The 21,271-nt window shown below is 65.2% G+C and carries 19 protein-coding genes and 1 pseudogene; 11 read left to right on the plus strand and 9 right to left on the minus strand.

Annotated features, from left to right (window positions below):
• Positions 1-77 precede the first annotated feature (77 nt).
• Positions 78-473: a homoprotocatechuate degradation operon regulator HpaR gene (gene hpaR, locus EJ077_RS29845; RefSeq protein WP_245458578.1), complete on the plus strand. Its 396-nt coding sequence runs from the start codon at positions 78-80 to the stop codon at positions 471-473.
• Positions 474-751: 278 nt separating this feature from the next.
• On the opposite strand, the gene EJ077_RS29850 is transcribed toward hpaR, so the two are convergent.
• Both EJ077_RS29850 and EJ077_RS29855 read right to left on the minus strand, forming a co-directional pair.
• Positions 752-1,261 (minus strand): flavin reductase, encoded by a 510-nt coding sequence (locus EJ077_RS29850; protein WP_208698428.1) that lies wholly within the window; start codon positions 1,259-1,261, stop codon positions 752-754.
• 5 nt (positions 1,262-1,266) lie between these two features.
• Entirely contained in the window at positions 1,267-2,811 is a 1,545-nt protein-coding gene (locus tag EJ077_RS29855; RefSeq protein ID WP_208698430.1) for a 4-hydroxyphenylacetate 3-hydroxylase N-terminal domain-containing protein, read from the minus strand.
• Positions 2,812-2,904: 93 nt separating this feature from the next.
• Here EJ077_RS29855 and EJ077_RS29860 point away from each other — a divergent pair, with 93 nt between their 5' ends.
• The 10 genes and pseudogenes from EJ077_RS29860 to EJ077_RS29905 form a co-directional block, all read left to right on the plus strand.
• Positions 2,905-3,786 carry a helix-turn-helix domain-containing protein gene (locus tag EJ077_RS29860; protein ID WP_208698432.1) on the plus strand — a complete coding sequence of 294 codons (882 nt, stop codon included), beginning with the start codon at positions 2,905-2,907 and terminating at the stop codon, positions 3,784-3,786.
• Between the two features lie 135 nt (positions 3,787-3,921).
• Positions 3,922-4,404, plus strand: a complete 483-nt coding sequence (locus tag EJ077_RS29865; RefSeq protein ID WP_208698434.1) for a hypothetical protein — start codon at positions 3,922-3,924, stop codon at positions 4,402-4,404.
• 197 nt (positions 4,405-4,601) lie between these two features.
• Complete coding sequence (locus EJ077_RS29870; protein WP_208698436.1) at positions 4,602-5,696, plus strand: transporter substrate-binding protein; 1,095 nt, start codon at positions 4,602-4,604, stop codon at positions 5,694-5,696.
• The gene (locus tag EJ077_RS29875; RefSeq protein ID WP_208698438.1) at positions 5,693-6,310 is read left to right on the plus strand and encodes an ANTAR domain-containing response regulator; all 618 of its coding nucleotides are present in this window, start codon (positions 5,693-5,695) and stop codon (positions 6,308-6,310) included. The genes EJ077_RS29870 and EJ077_RS29875 overlap by 4 nt, the downstream gene beginning before the upstream one ends.
• On the plus strand, positions 6,288-7,193 hold the full coding sequence (locus EJ077_RS29880; RefSeq protein WP_210212144.1) for an ABC transporter permease: 906 nt from the start codon (positions 6,288-6,290) through the stop codon (positions 7,191-7,193). Before EJ077_RS29875 ends, EJ077_RS29880 begins: the two co-directional genes overlap by 23 nt.
• Before the next feature lie 13 nt (positions 7,194-7,206).
• Positions 7,207-8,127, plus strand: coding sequence for an ABC transporter permease (locus EJ077_RS29885; protein WP_208698439.1), 921 nt, complete (start codon positions 7,207-7,209; stop codon positions 8,125-8,127).
• Between the two features lie 46 nt (positions 8,128-8,173).
• Positions 8,174-9,817, plus strand: a complete 1,644-nt coding sequence (locus EJ077_RS29890; protein ID WP_208698441.1) for an ABC transporter substrate-binding protein — start codon at positions 8,174-8,176, stop codon at positions 9,815-9,817.
• On the plus strand, positions 9,807-10,751 hold the full coding sequence (locus EJ077_RS29895; protein ID WP_208698444.1) for an acetamidase/formamidase family protein: 945 nt from the start codon (positions 9,807-9,809) through the stop codon (positions 10,749-10,751). Before EJ077_RS29890 ends, EJ077_RS29895 begins: the two co-directional genes overlap by 11 nt.
• A gap of 218 nt (positions 10,752-10,969) precedes the next feature.
• On the plus strand, positions 10,970-12,784 hold the full coding sequence (locus tag EJ077_RS29900) for an ABC transporter ATP-binding protein (RefSeq protein ID WP_210212145.1): 1,815 nt from the start codon (positions 10,970-10,972) through the stop codon (positions 12,782-12,784).
• Positions 12,785-12,943: 159 nt separating this feature from the next.
• A pseudogene (locus EJ077_RS29905) lies at positions 12,944-13,191 on the plus strand (branched-chain amino acid ABC transporter permease); the annotation flags it as partial.
• Between the two features lie 24 nt (positions 13,192-13,215).
• Here EJ077_RS29905 and EJ077_RS29910 read toward each other — a convergent pair.
• The 7 genes from EJ077_RS29910 to EJ077_RS29940 all read right to left on the minus strand — a co-directional run bounded on the left by EJ077_RS29910 (position 13,216) and on the right by EJ077_RS29940 (position 21,246).
• The gene (locus EJ077_RS29910) at positions 13,216-14,109 is read right to left on the minus strand and encodes an HNH endonuclease (protein WP_208698446.1); all 894 of its coding nucleotides are present in this window, start codon (positions 14,107-14,109) and stop codon (positions 13,216-13,218) included.
• A 96-nt stretch (positions 14,110-14,205) separates the two neighbouring features.
• On the minus strand, positions 14,206-15,186 hold the full coding sequence (locus tag EJ077_RS29915; protein ID WP_208698448.1) for a 2-dehydropantoate 2-reductase: 981 nt from the start codon (positions 15,184-15,186) through the stop codon (positions 14,206-14,208).
• 2 nt (positions 15,187-15,188) lie between these two features.
• The gene (locus EJ077_RS29920; RefSeq protein WP_208703169.1) at positions 15,189-16,709 is read right to left on the minus strand and encodes an acyl--CoA ligase; all 1,521 of its coding nucleotides are present in this window, start codon (positions 16,707-16,709) and stop codon (positions 15,189-15,191) included.
• A gap of 99 nt (positions 16,710-16,808) precedes the next feature.
• A complete protein-coding gene (ggt, locus tag EJ077_RS29925; protein WP_208698450.1) occupies positions 16,809-18,395 on the minus strand; it encodes a gamma-glutamyltransferase in 1,587 nt (528 codons plus the stop codon).
• A gap of 45 nt (positions 18,396-18,440) precedes the next feature.
• Positions 18,441-19,241 (minus strand): ABC transporter permease, encoded by an 801-nt coding sequence (locus EJ077_RS29930; RefSeq protein WP_208698452.1) that lies wholly within the window; start codon positions 19,239-19,241, stop codon positions 18,441-18,443.
• Entirely contained in the window at positions 19,238-20,164 is a 927-nt protein-coding gene (locus EJ077_RS29935; RefSeq protein ID WP_208698454.1) for an ABC transporter permease, read from the minus strand. Before EJ077_RS29935 ends, EJ077_RS29930 begins: the two co-directional genes overlap by 4 nt.
• Positions 20,161-21,246, minus strand: coding sequence for an ABC transporter ATP-binding protein (locus EJ077_RS29940; protein ID WP_208698456.1), 1,086 nt, complete (start codon positions 21,244-21,246; stop codon positions 20,161-20,163). The genes EJ077_RS29935 and EJ077_RS29940 overlap by 4 nt, the downstream gene beginning before the upstream one ends.
• Positions 21,247-21,271 lie beyond the last annotated feature (25 nt).

Consider the following 21,271-nt stretch of genomic DNA (forward strand, 5'->3'; position numbering starts at 1 on the left):
GGTCAAAACTCGCCGACCACCGCATTTATTGGGGGCGCTGCTTCTTGCTGCCGGAAAACACTCGTCGCTCCTTGCCTATGGCATTGCTTCACGCCCGCGAAGCCGTGATGGCGCGGTTTCGCCCCATGCTTGCCGCGCATGACGTGACCGAGCAGCAATGGCGCGTTCTGCGCGTGCTGAGCGAGGCCGGCCCGGTCGAGGCGACCGAGCTTGCCGACCGCGCCTCGGTGCTGCCGCCCAGCCTGACCCGCATCATCAAGGCGCTCGAGGGCCGGAAATTCATCACCCGCAACAAGGCGGAAGGCGACGGCCGCCGCGTCGTGCTGACCATAGCGCCGGCCGGCTCGGCCCTGATCGATGCGCTCTCGCCCGAGCGCCGTATCATCTACGACGATATCGAACGCCGCTTCGGCCATGAAAGGCTGGAGCACCTGCTTGACCTGCTGGAAAGCCTGATCGACGGCGAGAGTTGAGCCTTTTCGGCAGGTGCTTCGTCATCCTATGGCGGAGCAAGGAGCGAAGCGACGCGGCGCAGACCCCTGGAGCTGCTCCGCAGCCCAAGGGATCCGTGCCGGGACTCCTGAACGCCGCCACGGTCCAGAATTCTGCTCCGCTGCGCCCCGCGTCTAAAGTCGCGGCATGGATCCTCGGGTCTCCGCGACGCCGCTTCGCGGCTGCTTCGCCCGTGGATGACGACGTTGGGAAGGCAGCGGCCAATCCTCAGCGCCGATGCAGTGCAGCCAGCCTCGCCTTACCCGCCAAAACTCCCCAGCCGCGTCGGCTGCGTGTAGATGCGGTCGACATAGAGCAGCGCCGAGCCGCCGCTGCCGTGCCTGACGTCGGTGACGCGGCCGATCATGACATTGTGCGTGCCGACGAGATGCACCGTCTCGATCTCGCAGTCGAAATTGACGATGGCGTCCGACAGTGCCGGCGTGCCCGAGGCCAGTGTCTGCCAGCGCGCGGCCTCGTAACGAGCCGCCATGTCCCTGGTCGCGCCGGCAAACTTTCCCGCCAGATGCATGTGGTCATGCGTCAGCACGTTGACACAGAAGCGCCGGTTGGCGAGGAACATGGCGGCCTGCGTCGACCGTCCGTTCATGCACACAAGCAGCGTCGGCGGCTCGTCGGAGACGCTGCACATGGCGGTGGCGGTGAAGCCGCCGCGTCCGGCCGGCCCGTCGGTGGTGATGATGTTGACCGGCGCGCAGACCCTTGCCATGGCGTCGCGGAAATCGGCCTTCGAAATCTGCGCGGCCATCGGCTTCATCCCGCCGTTGGAGTGAGCGGCGGCAACCAGGTGTCATCAGTCCAGCCATGCTCGTCATAGTCGGCCATGCAGGTGTCGACCAGTTCCTCCATCGCCTTCAGCCGGCCGCCGCGCTCGGCGCCCTTCAGCACCTGCAGCCGCACCTCTTCCGGCGCGCCGGCGTAGTTGAGCTCGTATAGCGCGTGGCGGCCGCCGAACTCGGTGCCGGTCGCGTCCCACAACAGCTTCATGATCTTGATGCGTTCGATGTGGCCCATGTCGTTGGAGCCGCGCACATATTGCGCCAGATATTTGTCGATCTCGGGATTGTTGAAATCGCGCACCGACGACGGCAAATAGATCAGGCCGGACGCGATCACGCGGCGCACCGTGTCGATGACGCGCGGATAGGCCTCCGACATGAAGGTACGATAAGCCAGCGCGGCATCGAGATTGGGCAGCACCGCGCCGTTCGCCCATGGGATCGGGTTGTGGGCCATGGCATTGGAAAAACTCCAGAACATGTGCCTGAGCGCAATAACCTCGCCAAGCGCCGCCTGGTTGCCGCGAAACGCGTCGCCGCCGGTGGCGCGCAGCGCCTTGGCCAGCAGGCCGGCGAGGAAGTCGAGCTTGACGGCAAAACGCGTGCAACCCTGGAAGCAGTAGCCGTGCATGAAGCCGGATGCCGGGTGGAACGACAGGATCTTCTGCGCATCCCGCAGCACCAGCACGTCCTCCCAGGGGATGAAGACATTGTCGAGCACCAGGATGGCGTCGTTCTCGTCGAAGCGTGACGAAAGCGGATAATCGAAGGGCGCGCCGACCGTGTTGGCGGTCTGCTCGTAGGAGACGCGGCAGAACATCTTTATCCCCGGCGCGTTCATCGGCACGATGAACATCACCGACAGCGACGGATCCTCCGTCACCGTCGCGGAGCCTTGCGCCAGGAAATTGTAGTGCGTCAGCGCCGACGACGTCGCCACCACCTTGGCGCCGGAAACGAAAATGCCGGCATCCGTCTCCTTGGTGATGTGGACGAAGACGTCCTTCACCTGTTCGGCCGGTTTGTGGCGGTCGATCGGCGGGTTGACGATCGCGTGGTTCATGAACAGCACGGCTTCCTGCGCTCTGCTGTGCCAGGATAGCGCATTGGCCTTGAACGGTCCGTACCAGTCGGCATTGGCGCCGAGCGTGTTCATCAGCGCCGCCTTGTAGTCGGGCGTGCGCCCCATCCAGCCATAGGACATGCGCGACCACTCGGCGATCGCCGTCTGCTGGGCCGCGAGTTCGCCGGAGGATTTGGCGACGCGGAAATATTTGTGGGTGTAGCCGCCCGACCCGGTGTCGGTCGCAGAGGTCAGCGCATCGCGCCGCTTGGGGTCATGCAGCGCATCGTAGAGCCGCGCCAGCGACCGCGCCGAATTGCGCATCGCGGGATGGGTGGTGACGTCTGCTATGCGCTCGCCATTGATATAGACCTCGCGCCCATCGCGCAGGCTCTCCAGATATTCCGCCCCGGTGAACGGGCGTGTTTTGTCCGCGCGAAACTCTTCCGACCGCATGATGCTCCTCCACTTGGTGTCGCAACCCTAGCGCCTCCGCTGGGGATCGGGTATGGACGGAACGGCAAAACCGATTGGACTTTTTCCGGCGCCATGAGCCAGAATTCGATTCCCGATTTCTTCGTCTATGGCGAGCCGGTAAGGCCGCTCGATGTCGGCTTCCTGCATGTCGAGACGGTGCTTGCGCGCGGCAACATTCACCTGGGCCAAGTTGCCGCGCACAAGCACCCACAGATGGGCCAGATCACCTACTGGACCTCCGGCTCCGGCACCTACCGCATCGAGGACCGCTCCTGGGACTTTTCGGCGCCGGCTGTCAGCTTCGTGCCGAGCACTATCGTGCATGGTTTTTCGATCGGGCCAGGCACCGACGCCATCGTCGTCTCGGTCGCCGACGATGCGCTTGCCACGCTTGCTGGCCACAGCCTGCTGCCGCTGGACCAGCCGGTCTTCACCGACGCCCTGCCCCAGCATGCCGCATGGCAAAGGCTGGCAACGGTGCTGGACATGATCGCCGCCGAATACGCCGAGGCGCAGGCCGGCAACGACAAGGTGCTGCCGGCGCTGATCGCTGTCGCGCTCTGCCATATAGCGAGGCTCGCGCCTGAGGCGACGGATGCCCTGGGCTCTTCCGACACGTCACTGGCGCGGGGGCTGAGGAGACTCGTCGACGCGCATTTCCGCGACAACTGGCCCGTCGACCGCTACGTCCAGGCCCTCGCCACGACGCCGCATTTGCTCGACAAGGCCGCCCGCGCGGTGCTGGGCAGCGGCGTCAAGCGGGTGGTCGGCGAGCGCCGGCTGCTGGAAGCCAAGCGGCTGCTGCTGTTCACCGTGCGCACCGTCGAGGACATCGCCTACGAAATCGGCTTCGACGACCCGGCCTATTTCTCCCGCTTCTTCCGCGAGCGTACCGGCGAGGCGCCGGCCGCGTGGCGGCGGAGGCAGTTGCAAGGGCATCGATCCTTACGCTGATTGAGTATGTCCGAGGCCAGCATTCTTCCCGGTTGCAGCCACGGCACCTTTTCGTGAAGGCGTGCGGGTTGATCCGGCGGCCTGCATGCCTAGGTAGAGAGGGCGGCCGGGCGCCACGCAATCTCAACAATCGGTATGACATTTTCCTGTATTCGAAAGCTTGCCTTTTCTGGTCTCATCGTCGTCGTCCAGTCTTCCTGCGTCGTTCCCGACGACACGTCGCGCATCGCCAAGATTGATCCCACGGCGGCGGCGGCTCGCAAGGAGATGGTCGGCCTTAGCGAAGCCGACGTTCGAATGTGCGCGGGGTTTCCAACCGCCACCGCGGACGCCGGTGGATCCGGCCAGATCTGGACCTACAAGCGCGTCGTTCAGCGCGGCAATCTCAGCATCGTCGTCCCGACCCTGTCGGTGGGGCCGGTCCCGGCGCTCGGCGGCTCCCTCAATGTCGCTCCCGGCGGCTATTGCGACACGCAGGTCCGCATGGTCGGCGGCCGCGTCGCCGAAGTTGCCTACGCCGGCGACAACAATCTGCCGAACAGGCGCGACGCGCTTTGTGTCAGCACGGTGGATGCCTGCGTGGCCTACGCCCGCCAACACAGGCCGGCGCCCAAATAGCGGCAGCGGATTTCGCGGGAAACGGCGATGGCCGGCCTTCGGTGTTTGACGCGGATGGCGTTGAGGGCTTGACTGACCCGCCGGACCGAATACGCTAAGGCCAAATACCGGCTCTGATCGCCGGGCGGCAAACATGCCTCGTATGCCTCGCCTTTTCCGGCGCTGGCTGCGGGGCATTGTCATTTCTGGGGTCCTGTTTGAAACGTCGCATCGAAATCGGCATCCTCTATTCCCGCTCGGGCAGTTATCAGCTCGTTTCCGACGCGTGCCGCATGGGCGCCATGCGCGCCATCGCCGACATCAACGCCGACAGGAGTTCAGGCATCGAGCTGGTGCCGGTCGAGCGCGATCCGCAAAGCAATGCCGATCGCTACGCGACGCTGTGCGAAGATATTTTCAAAACCAGCAACGCCCGCCATGTCGTCGGCTGCGTCACCTCCTGGAGCCGCAAGGAGACGATTCCGGTGCTGGAGAAGGCCGGCGGCATGCTCTGGTATGCCTGCCCCTATGAGGGTTTCGAGGCCAACGAGCATGTCGTCTACATGCACGCTTGCCCCAACCAGCACCTGGTGCCGCTGATGGCTCATGTCGTGCCGCGCTTCGGGGCAAACGGTTTTCTGCTGGGGTCGAACTACATCTGGGGCTGGGAGATGAACCGCGTGGCGCGCGACTTGATCGCCGATGCCGGCGGCAAGGTCTTGGGCGAGCGCTATCTGCGCATCGGCGAGACCGACGTGTCGCGGCTGATCGCCGAAATCCGGGCGACGCGGCCGAACTTCATCCTCAACAATCTGATCGGCACCTCGTCCTATGCCTTCCTGGCGGCCTATCGTGACCTGGGCGTCGAGGATCCCGCCTTCGGTTCGCAAAACTGCCCGGTCATCTCCTGCAACCTCACCGAGGGTGAGCTGCCGGCGATCGGCGAGACCGGCAAGGGCCATCTGTCGGTCGGGCCCTATTTCGCGCCAAGGCCGGCCGCCTTCGCCTCCTCCTTCGAAGCCTCCGCCTATGCCTCTGTGCAGGTGATGGCCGACGTGCTATCGCGCGATCCCGACGCCGGCCCGGCGGAATTTTCCAAAGCCTTCGCCGAGCGGCGCTTCTCCACCCGGCTCGGCCCGATCGCCATCGACGCCAATTCCCAGCACGCCACGCTGCCTGTCATCATCGGGCGGATCGCGGATGGCTTCTTCGAAGTCGTCAGCCGCGAGGACGAGGTCGCGCCGGATCCGTATCTGTCGCGCTACGACCCGGCAAAGACATTCGGCAGGCCGCGCCTCAGGGTGGTGTCGTGAGCCGGACGCCGCGCATCCCCAATCTCGGCGGCGCCAGGGCCTTTGTCCTGCATCGCCCGCACCCGACGGTGCAGGCGATCACCAGGCAATTGTCGGCCATCGGGCTTGTCACCGTGGACTGCTGGCCGGAACTGGCGCCGGAGGCGCTGGCCGCCGACTTCGTCTTCTTCGACGCCGATCTCGGCTTCGACGAGCAATTCCCCTGGAAGCCGGGCGAGGCGCCGATGCCGCTGGTGGCGCTGATCGGTTCCGAGGCGCCCGGCCGCATCGAATGGGCGCTATCGCACAAGGCCGATGCCCAGCTCCTGAAGCCGGTCGGCAATGCCGGCGTCTACAGCGCGCTGCTCATCGCGCGCCAGAGTTTCGAGGCTCGAAAGCACTTAGCCGGCGAGATCGCCGGGCTGCGCCAGCGTGTCGCCGAGCGCCAGACCATCGTGCGGGCTGTCTCGGCTTTGTCGAAAGGCAGCGATGACGATCGCGCCTATGCGCAGCTGCGCTCGCTGGCGATGAGTTGGCAGATCAGCGTCGAGGACGCCGCGCGCCGTATCGTGGCGATGACGGACGAGGCCAAGACCGGAGAGGAAGGCGGCGATGACCAGTCCCATCGCGCCTGATCTCACGGCCGGGCGCATGCCGGCCAGGCCGCGCGCCGGCGTCTGGCGCCGGCTGGTGAAGCGCCGCCTGGCGCTGCTCGGCCTGGTCATCGTCGCCATCGTCGTCGCCGGCGCGATCCTGGCGCCCTGGCTGACCGGCTATGACCCCAACGAACAGATGTTCGATGGCCTGACCATCGAGGGCTCGCCTCTGCCGCCGACCGCGAAATTCTGGCTGGGCACCGACCTGCTCGGGCGCGATCTTCTGACCCGCATACTCTACGGCGCGCGCACCTCGCTGATCATCGGCATCGTCGCCAATGGCGTGGCGCTCTTCATCGGCACGCTTGTCGGCGTCACCGCGGGCTATTTCCGCGGCTGGGTCGGCAGCGCGCTGATGCGTTTCACCGATCTGATGATGGCCTTCCCGGCATTGCTGCTGGCCATCTGCCTGGCGGCGGTGTTCCAGCCCAGCCTTTGGATCGTCGCCATGGTCATCGCCCTCGTCAACTGGGTGCAGACCGCGCGCGTCATCTACACCGAAACCTCCTCGCTCGCCGAGCGCGAGTTCATCGACGCCGAGCGCACGATAGGCGCGAGTGCGCCGCGCATCCTGTTTCGCCACATCCTGCCGCATCTGCTGCCGACCATCATCGTCTGGGGCACGCTCGGCATCTCGACCACGGTGCTGCTGGAGGCGACGCTTTCCTTCCTCGGTATCGGCGTGCAGCCGCCGACGGCATCGTGGGGCAACATCATCTTCGAGAACCAGACCTATTTCCAGGCCGCACCCTGGCTGGTGTTTTTTCCCGGCGTCGCGATCCTGGCGCTGGCGCTGGCCTTCAACCTGATCGGCGATGCGCTGCGCGACATCCTCGACCCGACGCAAAGGGGCCGTGAATAATGGGGGCCCCGTCATGATCGCCTATCTCGGCCGCCGGCTGATCCAGTCGCTGCTCATCCTGCTCGGCGTCTCGCTGATCACCTTCGCGCTGCTCTATCTCCTGCCCGCCGATCCGGTGCGCCAGATCGCCGGCCGCAGCGCCACGCCGCAGACGGTAGAGAACATCCGCCAGCAGCTCGGCCTCGACCAGCCCTTCGTCGTCCAGTACTGGCGCTATCTGGTGAAGCTCGTCAGCGGCGATCTCGGGCGCTCCTACATCCAGCGCTCCGAGGTTGCCGAGCTGATCGTCTCGCGGCTGCCGGCCAGCCTGCTTCTGATGGTCGGCGCCATCCTGTGCGAATTGCTGATCGGGCTCTCGATAGGCCTGATCGCCGCCGTCAAGCGCGGCACCGCCACCGACCAGACCTTGATGGTCGCCTCCTTCGTCGGCGTCTCGGCGCCGCAATTCGTCGTCGGCCTTTTGCTGCTCTACGTCTTTGCGGTCAGGCTGAGCTGGTTTCCGATCGGTGGCTACGGCACCTGGCGCCATCTCGTGCTGCCCTCGCTGACCATGGGCATTCTCGGCGCCGGCTGGTATGCGCGCATGATGCGCTCGTCGATGATCGACGTGCTGCGCCAGGACTACGTGCGCACCGCGCGTGCGAAAGGGCTGGCGCGCGGCGCGATCATTTTCCGCCACGCGCTGCCCAACGCCATCCTGCCGGTCATCGCCATGATCGGCATCGACATCGGCATCTTCATGGGCGGCATCGTCGTCGTTGAAAGCGTGTTCGGCTGGCCCGGCATCGGCCAGCTCGCCTGGCAAGCCATCCAGCGTGTCGACATCCCGATCATCATGGGCGTCACGCTGGTGTCGGCCTTCGCCATCGTGCTCGGGAACCTCTTGGCCGACATCATCGCGCCGTTCATCGACCCCCGTATCAAACTGAGATGAGCGCTCGGATGAAACCAGAAAACAAACAGAGAAAGGGAACACGACAATGAAGAAGTTTCTCGCATCGACCGTCACCGCATCGGCCTTGGCGCTGATGCTCGGCATGACGAGCGCCCGCGCCGAGGACACGATCGACCCGAACGCCAAGCAGGGCGGCGAAATCATCGCCACATACAAGGACGATGTCACGACGCTCGATCCGGCGATTGGCTATGACTGGCAGAACTGGTCGATGATCAAGAGCCTGTTCGACGGACTTATGGATTACGAGCCCGGCACCACCAACCTCAAGCCCGACCTCGCCGAGAGCTACGAGATTTCGCCCGACGGCAAGACCTTCACCTTCAAGCTGCGCCACGGCGTGAAATTCCACAATGGCCGCGAGATGACGGCCGACGACGTCAAATATTCGCTCGACCGCGTCACCAATCCGAAGACGCAGAGCCCCGGCGCCGGCTTCTTCGGCTCGATCAAGGGTTATGACGATGTCGCCGCGGGCAAGGCCGAAGGCCTCTCCGGCGTCACCGTCGTCGACCCCTACACGGTCAAGTTCGAGCTGACCCGCCCCGACGCCACCTTCCTGCATGTCATGGCCATCAACTTCTCGCATGTCGTGCCGAAGGAAGAGGTCGAAAAATATGGCGCCGATTTCGGCAAGCATCCGGTCGGCACCGGGGCGTTCAAACTCGCCGAGTGGACGCTCGGCCAGCGCATCGTCTTCGAGCGCAATCCGGACTATTGGCACAAAGGCCTGCCGCATCTCGACAAGATCACCTTCGAGGTTGGCCAGGAGCCGATCGTGGCTTTGCTGCGCCTGCAGAAAGGTGAGATCGACCTGCCGCTCGACGGCATTCCTCCGGCAAAATTCCAGGAGGTGATGGCCGATCCCGAGCAGAAGGCGCGCGTGGTCGAGGGCGGCCAGCTGCACACCGGCTATGTCACCATGAACACCACCATGGCGCCGTTCGACAATGTGAAGGTGCGCCAGGCCGTCAACATGGCGCTCAACAAGGGGCGCATCATCCAGATCATCAACGGCCGCGCCGTGCCGGCCAACCAGCCGCTGCCGCCATCGATGCCGGGCTACGACAAGGAGTACAAGGGTTATCCCTATGACGTCGCCAAGGCCAAGGCGCTGCTTGCCGAGGCCGGCCACCCCGATGGTTTCGAGACGCAATTGTTCGCCATGAACACCGACCCCAATCCGCGCATCGCCCAAGCGATCCAGCAGGACCTAGCGGCGATCGGCATCAAGGCCAGCATCCAGTCGCTGGCGCAAGCCAACGTCATCGCCGCCGGCGGCGACAAGGCCGGCGCGCCGATGATCTGGTCGGGCGGCATGGGCTGGATCGCCGACTTCCCCGATCCGTCGAACTTCTACGGTCCAATCCTGGGCTGCGCCGGTGCCGTGCCGGGCGGCTGGAACTGGTCGTGGTATTGCAACAAGGACCTCGACGCCAAGGCGGCCGAGGCCGACTCGATTGTCGACCCTGCGAAGGCCGGGGAGCGTAGCAAGATGTGGAGCGACATCTACGCGAAGATCATGGCGGACGCGCCTTGGGCGCCGGTCTTCAACGAGCAGCGATTCACCATGAAATCGGCCCGCATGGGCGGCGCCGACAACCTTTACGTGGACCCGGTCCATGTCCCGATCAACTACGACAATGTGTACGTAAAAGATGTGCAATAACTGCGACTACACCATCCACGGGCGCCATCACCATTTCGGCTGGGACAATTCGTTTGTCCCGGCGCAGCGCGTGGCGCCCGGCTCCACCATCGAGTTCCAGTGCCTCGATGCCGGGGGTGGCCAGCTGAGGCCGGATAGCACCGCCGCCGACATTGCCAAGCTCGACTTCGCGGGGATCAATCCCGTGACCGGACCGATCTTCGTCGAGGGCGCCGAGCCGGGCGATGCGCTGAAGGTGACGATCGAGATGTTCAAACCGTCCGGCTTCGGCTGGACGGCGAACATTCCGGGTTTCGGCCTGCTCGCGGACGACTTCAAGGAGCCGGCGCTCAACATCTGGAAATACGATGCGGTTTCACTGGAGCCGGCATTGTTCGGCAAGAACGCGCGCGTACCGCTGAAACCCTTTGCCGGCACCATCGGCAATGCGCTGGCCGAGATGGGCCACCACTCGGTGGTGCCGCCGCGCCGTGTCGGCGGCAATCTCGACATTCGCGACCTTGCCGCCGGCACCACGCTCTATCTGCCGGTGGAGGTGGCGGGCGCGCTGTTTTCGGTCGGGGACACCCATGCCGCGCAAGGCGACGGCGAGGTCTGCGGCACCGCGATCGAGAGCCCGATGGACGTCGTGCTCAAGCTCGATCTGGTGAAAGATGCGCGGCTGAAGACGCCGCGCTTCACCACATCGGGCCCGGTGACGCGCCATCTCGACGCCAAGGGTTATGAGGTGACGACTGGCATCGGCCCGGACCTGATGACGGGCGCGAAGGAGGCGGTGGCGCAGATGGTCGATTTGTTGGCGGGCCGCTACAGAATAGATCCCGTCGAGGCCTACATGCTGGCCTCGGTCTGCGGCGATCTCCGCATCAGCGAGATCGTCGATATGCCGAACTGGGTGGTGTCGTTCTATTTTCCGCGTTGCGTGTTTGAATGAGAGATCGGCGCCGCACCCCCCTCTGCCCTGCCGGGCCCGGCCCTTCGCTGTCGCTCCGGGCGTTCGTCATTCGGAAAGCCAGGCAATTGGCTTTCCGTCCGCTTCGCGGACCACTCCTCACCCCCCTCAAGGGGGAGATCGGATGTCGCTTTCGCCATTTGTCCACGGTGGAGAATGGGCGAGGCGGCAAAGCTGCCAATCTCCCCCTCGAGGGGGAGATGTCCGGCAGGACAGAGAGGGGCGTGCCGGAATTGACCTCTCAGAACCCTGCCTCCGCAACGACCCCCATCCTCACCATCGCCAACCTCTCCGTCTCCGTGCGCGGCGAGGATGGCTCCCGCGAGGTCGTCTCTGACCTCTCCCTGACACTCAAGCGCGGCGAAACGCTCTGCATCGCCGGCGAGTCCGGCTCCGGCAAGTCCATGACCGCGCTCGCCATCATGCAGCTCCTGCCGCAACCCGCCGCGCGCATCTCCGCCGGCACCATCCATTTGGCCGACACCGAGCTGACCACCCTCGAGGAGCGCCAGATGCGGCGCATTCGCGGCGACCGTATCGCCATGATCTTCCAGGAGCCGATGACCTCGCTCAATCCGGTGCTGTCGATCGGCCGCCAGCTCACCGAATCGATCGAGGCGCATACCAGCCTGTCGCCTGCGCAGGCCCGCCAGCGCGCCATCGAGGCGCTGAAGGCGGTGCGCATTTCGGAGGCCGAAAGCCGGCTAAAACAGTTTCCGCACGAGCTCTCCGGCGGCATGCGCCAGCGTGTGATGATCGCCATGGCGCTGGCGCTGGAGCCCGACGTGCTGATCGCCGACGAGCCGACCACGGCGCTCGACGTCACCGTGCAGGGCGAGGTGCTGGAGCTGCTGCGCGACCTGCAGCAAAAGCATGGCACCAGCGTCATCCTGATCACCCACGACATGGGCGTCGTCGCCGAGATGGCCGACCGGGTCATCATCATGCGGCACGGAAGCATGGTCGAGGAAGGCAAGACATCTGACATTTTCGCTCACCCGCAAGCCGATTATACGCGCGAGCTGCTCGCCGCCGTGCCGCGCATCGGCAGTGGCGTTGGCCGGCAGGCATCGAAAGAGATTGCCGAAGCCGTAACGCCGACCAATGTCGCCGATGTAAAAGACCTGCACGTCCGCTTCGACCTGCGCGGCGGCGTCTTCGGCCGGGTCACCCGCCGCGTCCATGCCGTCGAGGGTGTCAGCTTTTCCATCGCGCCCAACGAGACCCTGGCGCTGGTCGGCGAATCCGGCTGCGGCAAGTCGACCACCGCCAAGGCGCTTGCCGGGCTGGTGCCGTATAGCGGCGATATCGTCGTCGGCGGCCGCAACCTATCCGGCCTCGGCCGGGACGAGCGCAAGGCGGTGCGCCGCGACGTTCAGATGATCTTCCAGGATCCCTTCGCCTCGCTCGACCCGCGCATGCGCGTCGGCGACCTCGTCGCCGAGCCGCTGGTCATCCACGGCATCGCCTCGAAGGAAGAGCGCCGCGAGCGGGTGGCGGCCTTGTTCGACCGTGTCGGCCTGTCATCGGATCAGATGGAACTCTATCCGCACGAATTTTCCGGCGGCCAGCGCCAGCGCGTCTGCATCGCGCGTGCGCTGGCATTGCGCCCCAAACTGATCATCGCCGATGAAAGCGTGTCCGCGCTCGACGTCTCGGTCCAGGCGCGCGTGCTTGACCTGTTGAAGGAATTGCAGCGCGAATTCGGCGTCGCCTATCTCTTCATCTCGCACGACATGGCCGTGGTCGAGAACATCTCCGACCGTGTCGCCGTCATGTATCTCGGCCAGATCGTCGAGATGGGCACACGCGACCAGGTTTTTTCAAATCCACGCCACCCCTATACCAAACGCCTGATCGAAGCCGTGCCGGTGCCGGATCCCGCGCAGCGCAGAAGTCGTTTCGCCCGCCTCGATCGGGAAATTCCCAGCGCCACCCGCCGGATCGGCGAGGCGCCGCTGAAACTGGCGCTAAGCGATGTTGGAGGCGGGCATCTCGTCGCCGCCGAGGGCTGAGGGACTTACGGCCGCTGGCCGGGCTCACTCAAGGCGATCGTCTTCCAGTTCGCCACGCTAGAGCAATTCCAGGAAAAGTGTGTAACGGTTTTCCGTCCGGAATTGAGTGAAAACAAAGAGTTAGAGCGGGTCGGCGATTCTATCAAACGCTGAACCGCTCTAACCGACGTCACCTGGCAGATGTCGGGCGAAGTGATCCTGATGACGCTCCTGGGCGGCATCGGCATCATGGTCGGCCCGATCATCGGCGCCAGCCTCGTCGTCGGCCTGGAAAACACGCTGGCCACGTCAGGCTTCCGGTGACGATCGCCACGGGGCTGATCTCCATGGTGTGCGTGCTGGTGTTTCGGCGCGGGATCGTGGGGGAGGTTTATGCGCGGGTGATGGGCCGGGTGGGGAAGGGGTGACGGCCTGCGGGCGTGGGAAACACGTCACTGCTTAAAGCAGTGCTCACGGTGCCATTGCAAGAAATGCGGATGAGGGCGTTCAACCGGTCGGCGAGGCGGAAGCGCACGGCCTGACTTGTTGACGAACGCCCGCACGCTTTCGGGATCATTGACCTGACGCGAAATCAGAATCTCCAAGTCATCGCTTAGGCCGATCAGTCCGCGATCGAACATCCAATGCGCGGTGCCGGAGAGTGCAATACCGTTGCTGACAACGTCCGGCCCACTTGCCTCGACAGGTCGAATATGGGCCGCAGCCACCTCTGCACGGCCCCGCCCATTTATCAGCTTAAGTCCTGTGATCGCGCAGCGCTCGTCATAAGCACGCAAGACGATGCGACGGAAAACGCGGTCGCGCACAAGCCTTGATCCGACATAGGCGACCCGGTCGCGGCTCTGCTCGAACTGAAACGGAACCTGCTCCTCTTCAAACTCAAAACCGATGTCATCGACACGCGGTAGCAGCGGCTCGTTCTCGTTCAATCCAAGATCGACAATTCGGTTGAAATCGCTCGGGCTGAGCGGACGAACCGCCGATTGGGCACGACCAGAAATCTGTCGCTCATCGTTGAGCAACCCTCGTTCTACCAGCCCATCGGTCCCGCTGAACGGAACCGAATTGACGAAATCGAGGTAACTTCCTGGTTCTATGAGAGCCAGGTACATTCCCCGAATCGCAGGATCGGGGATGACTTTCTGCACCTTGGCCATGGCGAAATAGCCTCGCGTCTCCGCGATCTTCCGAGGCTCGTAGTAGATGATCCAGTCACCGACGCATGCTTCGACGCGACGCAGATACTGGCTCGGGAACTGATATTGCTCAGCCGGGCTGTCCTCGTAGATCGAATCGAAGCGATGAATGAAAACACCGAATCCCATGGGCGTCTAATACTGCAATCTTTGAAGGTATGCATTGAGCCTGGGATATCTTATTGCCGAGCTTCCGGCCCACAAGCACCAAAGCTCAGTCCATCCTCACCCATAACACCCGCGCTCCGTCGCCAGCCGCCGCACCAGCGCCAGCACCCCGTCGATCGCCGGCGTCGGCTGCCCCGTCAGCCGCCCAAGTTCCTGCACGGCGCCTACCAGCGCGTCGATCTCCATAGGGCGGCCGCGTTCCAGGTCCTGCAGCATCGAGGTCTTGTGTTCGCCGACATCGCCGGCGCCTTTGATGCGGCGGTCGACGTCGATGGGGAAGCGCACGCCGAGGCTTTCGCCGATCGCTTGCGCTTCCAGCATCATGGCGCGGGCGAGCGTGCGGGTGTCCTCGTCGGCGACGATTGCCGTCAGCGTGCTGCCGGTCAGCGCCGAGATCGGGTTGAAGGAGAGGTTGCCCCACAGTTTTATCCAGATCTCGCCACGTATGTCGTCGCGCACCGGCGCCTGCAATCCGGCCTTGACCATCTCCCCGGCCAGAAGCGTGGCCCGGTCGCTCTTCTCGCCCGAGGGTTCGCCGAGCGAGAAGCGCCTGCCCTCGACATGGCGGATCAGGCCCGGCGCGTCGACCTCGACGGCGGGATAGACGACCGAGCCGATGACGCGCTGCGGGCCGAGCCGGTCCCAGATCGTGCCGCCGGGATCGACCTGATGCAGCCTGGTGCCTTCGAGCGCGCCGCCGGCCTTGTAGAAATACCACCAGGGCACGCCGTTCTGCATGGTGACGACGGATGTGTGGTCCCCAAGCAGCGGTGCGATCTGGTCGAGCGCGGGCGCGACGGAATGCGCCTTCAGCGCCAGCACGACATAATCCTGCGCGCCGAGATCTTCCGCCTTGGCGGCGGCCCTGACCGGAGCGATCGTTTCCTTGCCGTCCTCGATCAGGCGCAGGCCATCTGCCTTGATCGCTTCGAGATGCGCGCCGCGGGCGACGATCGACAGATCGGTGCGGCCGGCAATCGCCAGCTTGGCCGCGAGATAGCCGCCGATGGCGCCGGCGCCGAAGATGGTGATCTTCATCGTCACAGCCCGAGCTTGGCGGCGAGCCCGATGCGCTGCAGCTTGCCCGTCGCGCCCTTGGGGATCTCGTCCAGGATCAGCACCTTGCGCGGCACCTTGAAATCGGCGAGCCGGGTCGCGGCGTGAGCGCGGATATCGCCCTCTGTGGCGCTCATGCCTTCGCGCAGCACCACTGCCGCCGCCACCTCCTCGCCGAGCTTCTCATGCGGCATGGCGAAGGTGACGACCTGCGCCACCGCCGGGTGGTCCATCAGCACGTCATCGACTTCGAGCGGCGAGATCTTTTCGCCGCCGCGATTGATGATTTCTTTCAGCCGGCCGGTGACCTTGAGATAGCCGTCATCGTCGAGCACGCCCTGGTCGCCGGTGTGGAACCAGCCATGCGCGAAGGCCGTGGCGTTGGCGTCCGGGTTCTTCTCATAGCCTGACGTGACGTTGGGGCCGCGAATGACGATTTCGCCTGTCTCGCCTGGTTCGAGCAGCCGCCCGTCCGGCGCCATCACGGCCACCTCCGGTCCGCCCGCCGCACCGACGCTGCCCGGCTTGCGCAGGCCGGGCGGCAGCCGGTTCGAGGCCATCTGGTGCGCGGCCTCGGTCATCCCGTAGGATTCGATGACGGGGCAGCCGAAGGTCGCTTCGAGTTCGGCCATCACCTGCGCCGGCAGCGACGCCGAGGACGAGCGGATGAAGCGCAGGCGTGCCACCGCCAGTGCTTCGGCATTGCGCGCCGCGCGCGCCAGGATCGCCTGGTGCATGGTCGGCACCGCCGTGTACCAGCTCGGTTTGGCGTCACTCAGCCACTGGAAGAAGCGCAGCGCGTTGAAGCCCGGTGTGCAGTAGATGCTGCCTCCGGCGGCGAGCGACGACAGCACCGCCGCGATCAGCCCGTGGATGTGGAATAGCGGCATGATGTTGAGGCAGCGGTCACCGGCCGTCAGGCCGAGCGTCGCGCCGATATGGCGGGCGGAGGCGGCGACATTGGCATGGCTGAGCGGCACCAGCTTGGGCCGCGACGTCGTGCCGGAGGTGTGCAGCAACAGCGCGATATCGTCATCGCCAGCCATGGCGGGCGCCGCTCGCGGACCGACCGCCTTGCCCTCGATGGTGAAGCTCCCGGCCGGCGCATCTGGCGGCACGATGAGCCGCAGCACGCCGATGCCGAGGCGCTCGGCCACCGTCACGGTCGGACCGGTCTCGGTCTCCGCGACGAGGATCGCCTTGGCGCCGATGTCGGTGAGGTAGAAATCGAGTTCGTCGGCCCGGTAGGCGGGATTGAGCGGCGCCGTCGAGGCTGTGGCCGCCACCGCGACGAAGCTTGTCGCCATCTCCGGCCCGTTAGGCAGCACGATAGCCACCCTGTCGCCTCGGCCGATGCCCAGGGCGTGCAACTGAGTGGCGGTGGCGGCGATCAGCGCGCGCAGACCGCCATGGGTCAGCGTGGGCCTGTCGGGCGCCAGGATGGCGGGGTCGTCGTCGGTGCCGGCGACGAGGCGGCGGGAGACGTCTGGGTGGGTTTGGGTCATGGTCACCGACTATGTTTCAAAGCTTGTGAAAGTCCAGCCGCCGTTGGCGCCAGCACCATACGCGATTGCTCTCCCGTAAACGGGGCGAAAGAGCTGCCCTCAATATCCCAGCGCCATCCCATCCTTGCGCGGGTCCGACGCGCCCGTCAGCGTTCCCTTTTCCCAGTCGATCAGCACCGCCTGGCCGCCGCCGAGCGGATGGTGCGGCTCGGTGATGGCGTGGCCGCGCCGGCGCAGGCCTTCGATCGCCTCGGTGGGCACGTTGCGCTCCGCCTCCACCATGCCGTCATTGTAGAACACGCGCGGCGCGTCCAGCGCCTGCTGCGGGTCCATGCCGAAATCGATCATGTTGGTCAGAAGATGGACATGGCCGAACGGCTGGTAGCCGCCGCCCATCACGCCGAACGGCATCACCACGCGGCCGTTCCTCGTCGCCATGCCGGGCATGATCGTGTGCATCGGCCGCTTGCCGGGCGCGATCGCATTGGGATGCGCCGGATCGAGGCGGAAGCTCGAGCCGCGGTTCTGCAGCACCACGCCGGTCTTCGGGCCGACGACGCCGCTGCCGAAGGAATAATAGGTCGAGTTGATGAAGGAGACCGCGTTGCGGTCGCGGTCGACGATCGAGATATAGACCGTGTCGCTGCCGGGCAGTTGCACATCCGGCAGGTGCGTCATGGCGCGCTCGCGGTCGATCTCGGCGCGCAGCCGCCCGGCATAGGCGGTCGACAGGAGCTCTCGCACCGGCACCGGGACACGGTCCTGGTCGCCGACGAAACGGTCGCGGTCGCGATAGGCCAGCCGCCCGGCCTCGATCTCCAGGTGCAGGCGTTCGGCGCCGTTGGGGTCGAGGCCGCCGAGCTTGAAGCCCGACAGCACGTTCAGCATCAAAAGCGCCGTCAGGCCCTGGTTGTTCGGCGGCATCTGGTGGATCTCGTGGCCGCCATAGCTGATGCTCACCGGCGCCACATAGTCGCCCCGGGTCGCGGCGAAATCCTCATGCGAATGCAGCCCGCCCAGTTCCTTGAGCCGGCGCACCATGTCGTCGGCCACCGCGCCTTCGTAGAAACCGGCGCGGCCCTGTTTGGCGATGATGCGCAAGGTGGCGGCAAGCTCCGGCTGCCGGTGCACGTCGCCTGCTTTCGGCGCGACGCCGCCGGGCAGGAAGATGCGGGCGGCATGCTCGTCGGCGGAAAGGTCGGTTTCGGGTTCGGCCCAGTCGAAGGCGACGCGGTCGTGCACGACATAGCCATTCTCGGCATAGTGGATCGCCGGCGCCAGCACCTCGGCCAGGCTCTTGCTGCCATGGTCTTCCAGCAGCCGGCACCAGGCGTCGATCGCGCCCGGCACGGTCACTGCATGCGGCCCCTGTTTGGGAAGCTCGCTAAAACCCTTGTCGCGATACCAGTCGACGGTCGCGGCCGCCGGCGCCCGGCCGGAGCCGTTGAAAGCCAGCATCTCGCTCTGCCCCTTGCGGCAGTAGAGGACAAAGCAATCGCCGCCGATGCCGGTCGATTGCGGCTCGACGACACCCTGCACGGCGGCAGCACAGATGGCGGCATCCATGGCATTGCCGCCGGCGCGCAGCATCTCGATGGCCGCAAGTGTCGAAAGCGGATGCGATGTCGCGGCAATCGCTTCCGTGGCACGAACCGGCGAGCGGCCGGGAAACTGGAAATCACGCATCTGGTCTGGATATCCCTAAGGTCATTTCTGCGAATTGGTCGATAATCAATGCCGCCGGCCGAAGATCTGCGCCAGCGACAAAAGCAGCACCGACAGCACGATCAGGCAGGTCGAGATGGCGGCGATGGTCGGGTCGATCTGGTCGCGCAGCGCGTTGAACATGCGGCGTGTCAGGGTCGTGGTCTCGCCGCCCGAGATGAACAGCGAAACGACAACTTCGTCGAAGGAGGTGATGAACGCAAACAGCGCGCCCGAGACGATCGAGAAGCGGATCTGCGGCATCGTCACCTGCCAGAACGCCGCGATGCGTCCCGCACCGAGGCTGCGCGCCACCCGTTCCTGGTTCATGTCGTAGGAGCGCAGCCCCGAAAGCACCGTCAGCACCACCAGCGGCAGCGCCTGCACCGTATGCGCGATGACCAGGCCGGTCAGCGTGTTGTTGAGGCCGATGCGCGCATAGAGGAAGAAGGTGCCGATGCCGACCAGGATCACCGGGATGATCAGCGACGCCGTGAGCAGCGCGTTGATGGTGCCGTTGAAGCGCAGCGTGCCGCGGTTGATGGCATAGGCGGCAGCGGTGGCGAGCGGCGTCGCCACCAGCGCGGTCATGATTGCGACCTTGACCGACACGATGGTGGCGTCGCGCCATTCCAGCGATTGGAAATAGCTTTCATACCAACGCAGCGACCATTGCTGCGGCGGGAACTGCAGCAGCGTCGAATCCGAAAACGACATGATGACGATGATGACCGACGGCGCGATCAGGAACAACAGCACGAGGCCGCCGAAGCCGTAAAGCCACAGGCGTTGCCGGTGCGAGATCGGCAGGCCGATACCGTCACTCATCGCGAACTCCATACGCCGGTTGCGCGCGCGCCGAGCAGCCACTGGAACAGGCCCAGCAGCGCCAGCGTGACCACCAGCAGCACGACGCCGAGTGCCGCACCGGCCCCCCAGTTGGAATAGAGGCTGGTGGTCTGTTCCATGCGCATCGCCCACATCACCACCTTGCCGCCACCCATCAGCGCCGGCGTCACGAAGAAGCCGAGGCAGAGCACGAAGACGATAACCACGCCCGAGGCGAGGCCGGGCAGCGACAGAGGAAAGAAGATCTGTCGGAAGGTCGCGGCCGGGCCGGCGCCGAGATTCATGCCGGCGCGCAGGCAGTCGGTGTCGATGGTCTTCATCGAGGCATAGAGCGGCAGCACCAGGAACGGCAGCAATATGTGCGTCATGCCGATGACCACGCCGGCAAAATTGTTGGCCAGCGACAGCGGTTGGCTGATCACGCCGAGATCGATCAGCCAGCTGTTGATCAGGCCCTTGCGCTGCAGGATCACCAGCCAGGCATAGGTGCGCACCAGCACCGAGGTCCAGAACGGCAGGATGACGAAGATCAGGCAGATCGACGCCGCCCGGCGCGGCAGTTGCGACAGCATGTAGGCCAGGGGATAGCCGAGCAGCACGCAGGCGCCGGTGACGATGAAGGCGACCTTGAAGGTGGTGAGGAAGGTCTTGATGTAGGAAGCCTGTTCGAAGAAACGGGCATAGTTGGCGGCGCTGAAGGCGCCTGTCTCGTCGAACAGCGACAGCCAGAACAGCCAGCCGATCGGCACGATGATGATGGCGCAGACGAGGAACAGGCTCGGCGCCAGCAGCGCCAGCAGCCGCAGCGACTCGCGCCGCGCGTCGGCGCGCAGCGCCTGCGCATTGAGATCCTGCCTCGCCGGGCCGGCGATCTCTTTCAGCAGGGCGGATTGCGCGCTCATCCTTCGGCCGCCACCAGGATCGTGTCCTTCGCGTCGAGGCCGAGCATGATCGGCTGGCCGGCGGCCGGCAGCCTGGCCAGCACATCGCTGCGGCAATAGTCGCGAAGCGTCAGCTGGCGGCCGTCGCGCAGGCTGGCATAGCAGACGAAACTGTCGCCCTGGTAGATGATGTCGCTGACCGTCGCATCGAGTACATTGATGCCGGCCGACGGGTCGGCTGCCGTGACCAGCCTGAGCTTCTCCGGCCGCACCACCATCAGGTGCGGACCAGCCGCCGGTGTCGGTGCCCCGGTCTGGATCCGCCTGTCCTCATACCAGACCGACCCGTTGCGGCTTTCGACCGGGATGAAATTCGATTCGCCGATGAAGCCGGCTACGAACTGCGTCTTCGGCGCGGCGTAAAGGGTTTCGGGCCGGTCGAGCTGTTCGATGAGGCCACCGTTCATGACGGCGATGCGGTCAGACATGGTGATGGCTTCGCGCTGGTCGTGCGTGACATAGACAGTCGTCATGCCAAGACGGCGATGAAGCGCGCGCAGCTCGATCTGCATATGCTCGCGCAGGCCCTTGTCGAGCGCCGACAACGGCTCGTCCATCAGCACGATACGCGGCTCGAAGACGATGGCGCGCGCCAGGGCCACGCGCTGGCGCTGGCCGCCGGAAAGCTGGTCGACGCGCCGCTCGCCCAGCCCCTGCAATTTCACCAGCTCCAGCGCCTTCTCCACCCGCTGCGCCGTCTCGGCGGCCGCGACGCCGCGCTGTTTCAGCGGGAAGGCGATGTTGTGGAAGACGTTCATATGCGGAAACAGCGCATAGTTCTGGAACACCATGCCGATATTGCGCCTGTGCGGCGGCGTGGTGATGATCTCGTCGCCGCCGACCTTGATGCTCCCGGCATTGGCCCTGACGAAACCGGCCAGGATCATCAGCAGCGTCGTCTTTCCCGAGCCGGAGGGGCCGAGCAAGGTCAGGAACTCGCCGGCCTCGACATCGAGGTTCAGGTCGCGCAGCACCGGCACGCTGCCAAATCTCTTCTCGATCCGGCGCATGCTGATCGGCAGCGCGGATGGTGCAATGGACAAGATCGTTTTCTCCCGGGCACAGACT

The sequence above is a fragment of the Mesorhizobium sp. M8A.F.Ca.ET.057.01.1.1 genome, from assembly GCF_003952565.1.
In the GTDB taxonomy this organism is placed as follows: Bacteria; Pseudomonadota; Alphaproteobacteria; order Rhizobiales; family Rhizobiaceae; genus Mesorhizobium.

What these genes read in the sequence shown, in the direction of transcription:
- hpaR (WP_245458578.1), top strand. Translation starts at nt 78, where the DNA reads ATGGCATTGCTTCACGCCCGCGAAGCCGTGATGGCGCGGTTTCGCCCC.
- EJ077_RS29850 (WP_208698428.1), bottom strand. Translation starts at nt 1,261, where the DNA reads ATGGCCGCGCAGATTTCGAAGGCCGATTTCCGCGACGCCATGGCAAGG.
- EJ077_RS29855 (WP_208698430.1), bottom strand. Translation starts at nt 2,811, where the DNA reads ATGCGGTCGGAAGAGTTTCGCGCGGACAAAACACGCCCGTTCACCGGG.
- EJ077_RS29860 (WP_208698432.1), top strand. Translation starts at nt 2,905, where the DNA reads ATGAGCCAGAATTCGATTCCCGATTTCTTCGTCTATGGCGAGCCGGTA.
- EJ077_RS29865 (WP_208698434.1), top strand. Translation starts at nt 3,922, where the DNA reads ATGACATTTTCCTGTATTCGAAAGCTTGCCTTTTCTGGTCTCATCGTC.
- EJ077_RS29880 (WP_210212144.1), top strand. Translation starts at nt 6,288, where the DNA reads ATGACCAGTCCCATCGCGCCTGATCTCACGGCCGGGCGCATGCCGGCC.
- EJ077_RS29885 (WP_208698439.1), top strand. Translation starts at nt 7,207, where the DNA reads ATGATCGCCTATCTCGGCCGCCGGCTGATCCAGTCGCTGCTCATCCTG.
- EJ077_RS29890 (WP_208698441.1), top strand. Translation starts at nt 8,174, where the DNA reads ATGAAGAAGTTTCTCGCATCGACCGTCACCGCATCGGCCTTGGCGCTG.
- EJ077_RS29895 (WP_208698444.1), top strand. Translation starts at nt 9,807, where the DNA reads ATGTGCAATAACTGCGACTACACCATCCACGGGCGCCATCACCATTTC.
- EJ077_RS29900 (WP_210212145.1), top strand. Translation starts at nt 10,970, where the DNA reads ATGTCCGGCAGGACAGAGAGGGGCGTGCCGGAATTGACCTCTCAGAAC.
- EJ077_RS29910 (WP_208698446.1), bottom strand. Translation starts at nt 14,109, where the DNA reads ATGGGATTCGGTGTTTTCATTCATCGCTTCGATTCGATCTACGAGGAC.
- EJ077_RS29915 (WP_208698448.1), bottom strand. Translation starts at nt 15,186, where the DNA reads ATGAAGATCACCATCTTCGGCGCCGGCGCCATCGGCGGCTATCTCGCG.
- EJ077_RS29920 (WP_208703169.1), bottom strand. Translation starts at nt 16,709, where the DNA reads ATGACCCAAACCCACCCAGACGTCTCCCGCCGCCTCGTCGCCGGCACC.
- ggt (WP_208698450.1), bottom strand. Translation starts at nt 18,395, where the DNA reads ATGCGTGATTTCCAGTTTCCCGGCCGCTCGCCGGTTCGTGCCACGGAA.
- EJ077_RS29930 (WP_208698452.1), bottom strand. Translation starts at nt 19,241, where the DNA reads ATGAGTGACGGTATCGGCCTGCCGATCTCGCACCGGCAACGCCTGTGG.
- EJ077_RS29935 (WP_208698454.1), bottom strand. Translation starts at nt 20,164, where the DNA reads ATGAGCGCGCAATCCGCCCTGCTGAAAGAGATCGCCGGCCCGGCGAGG.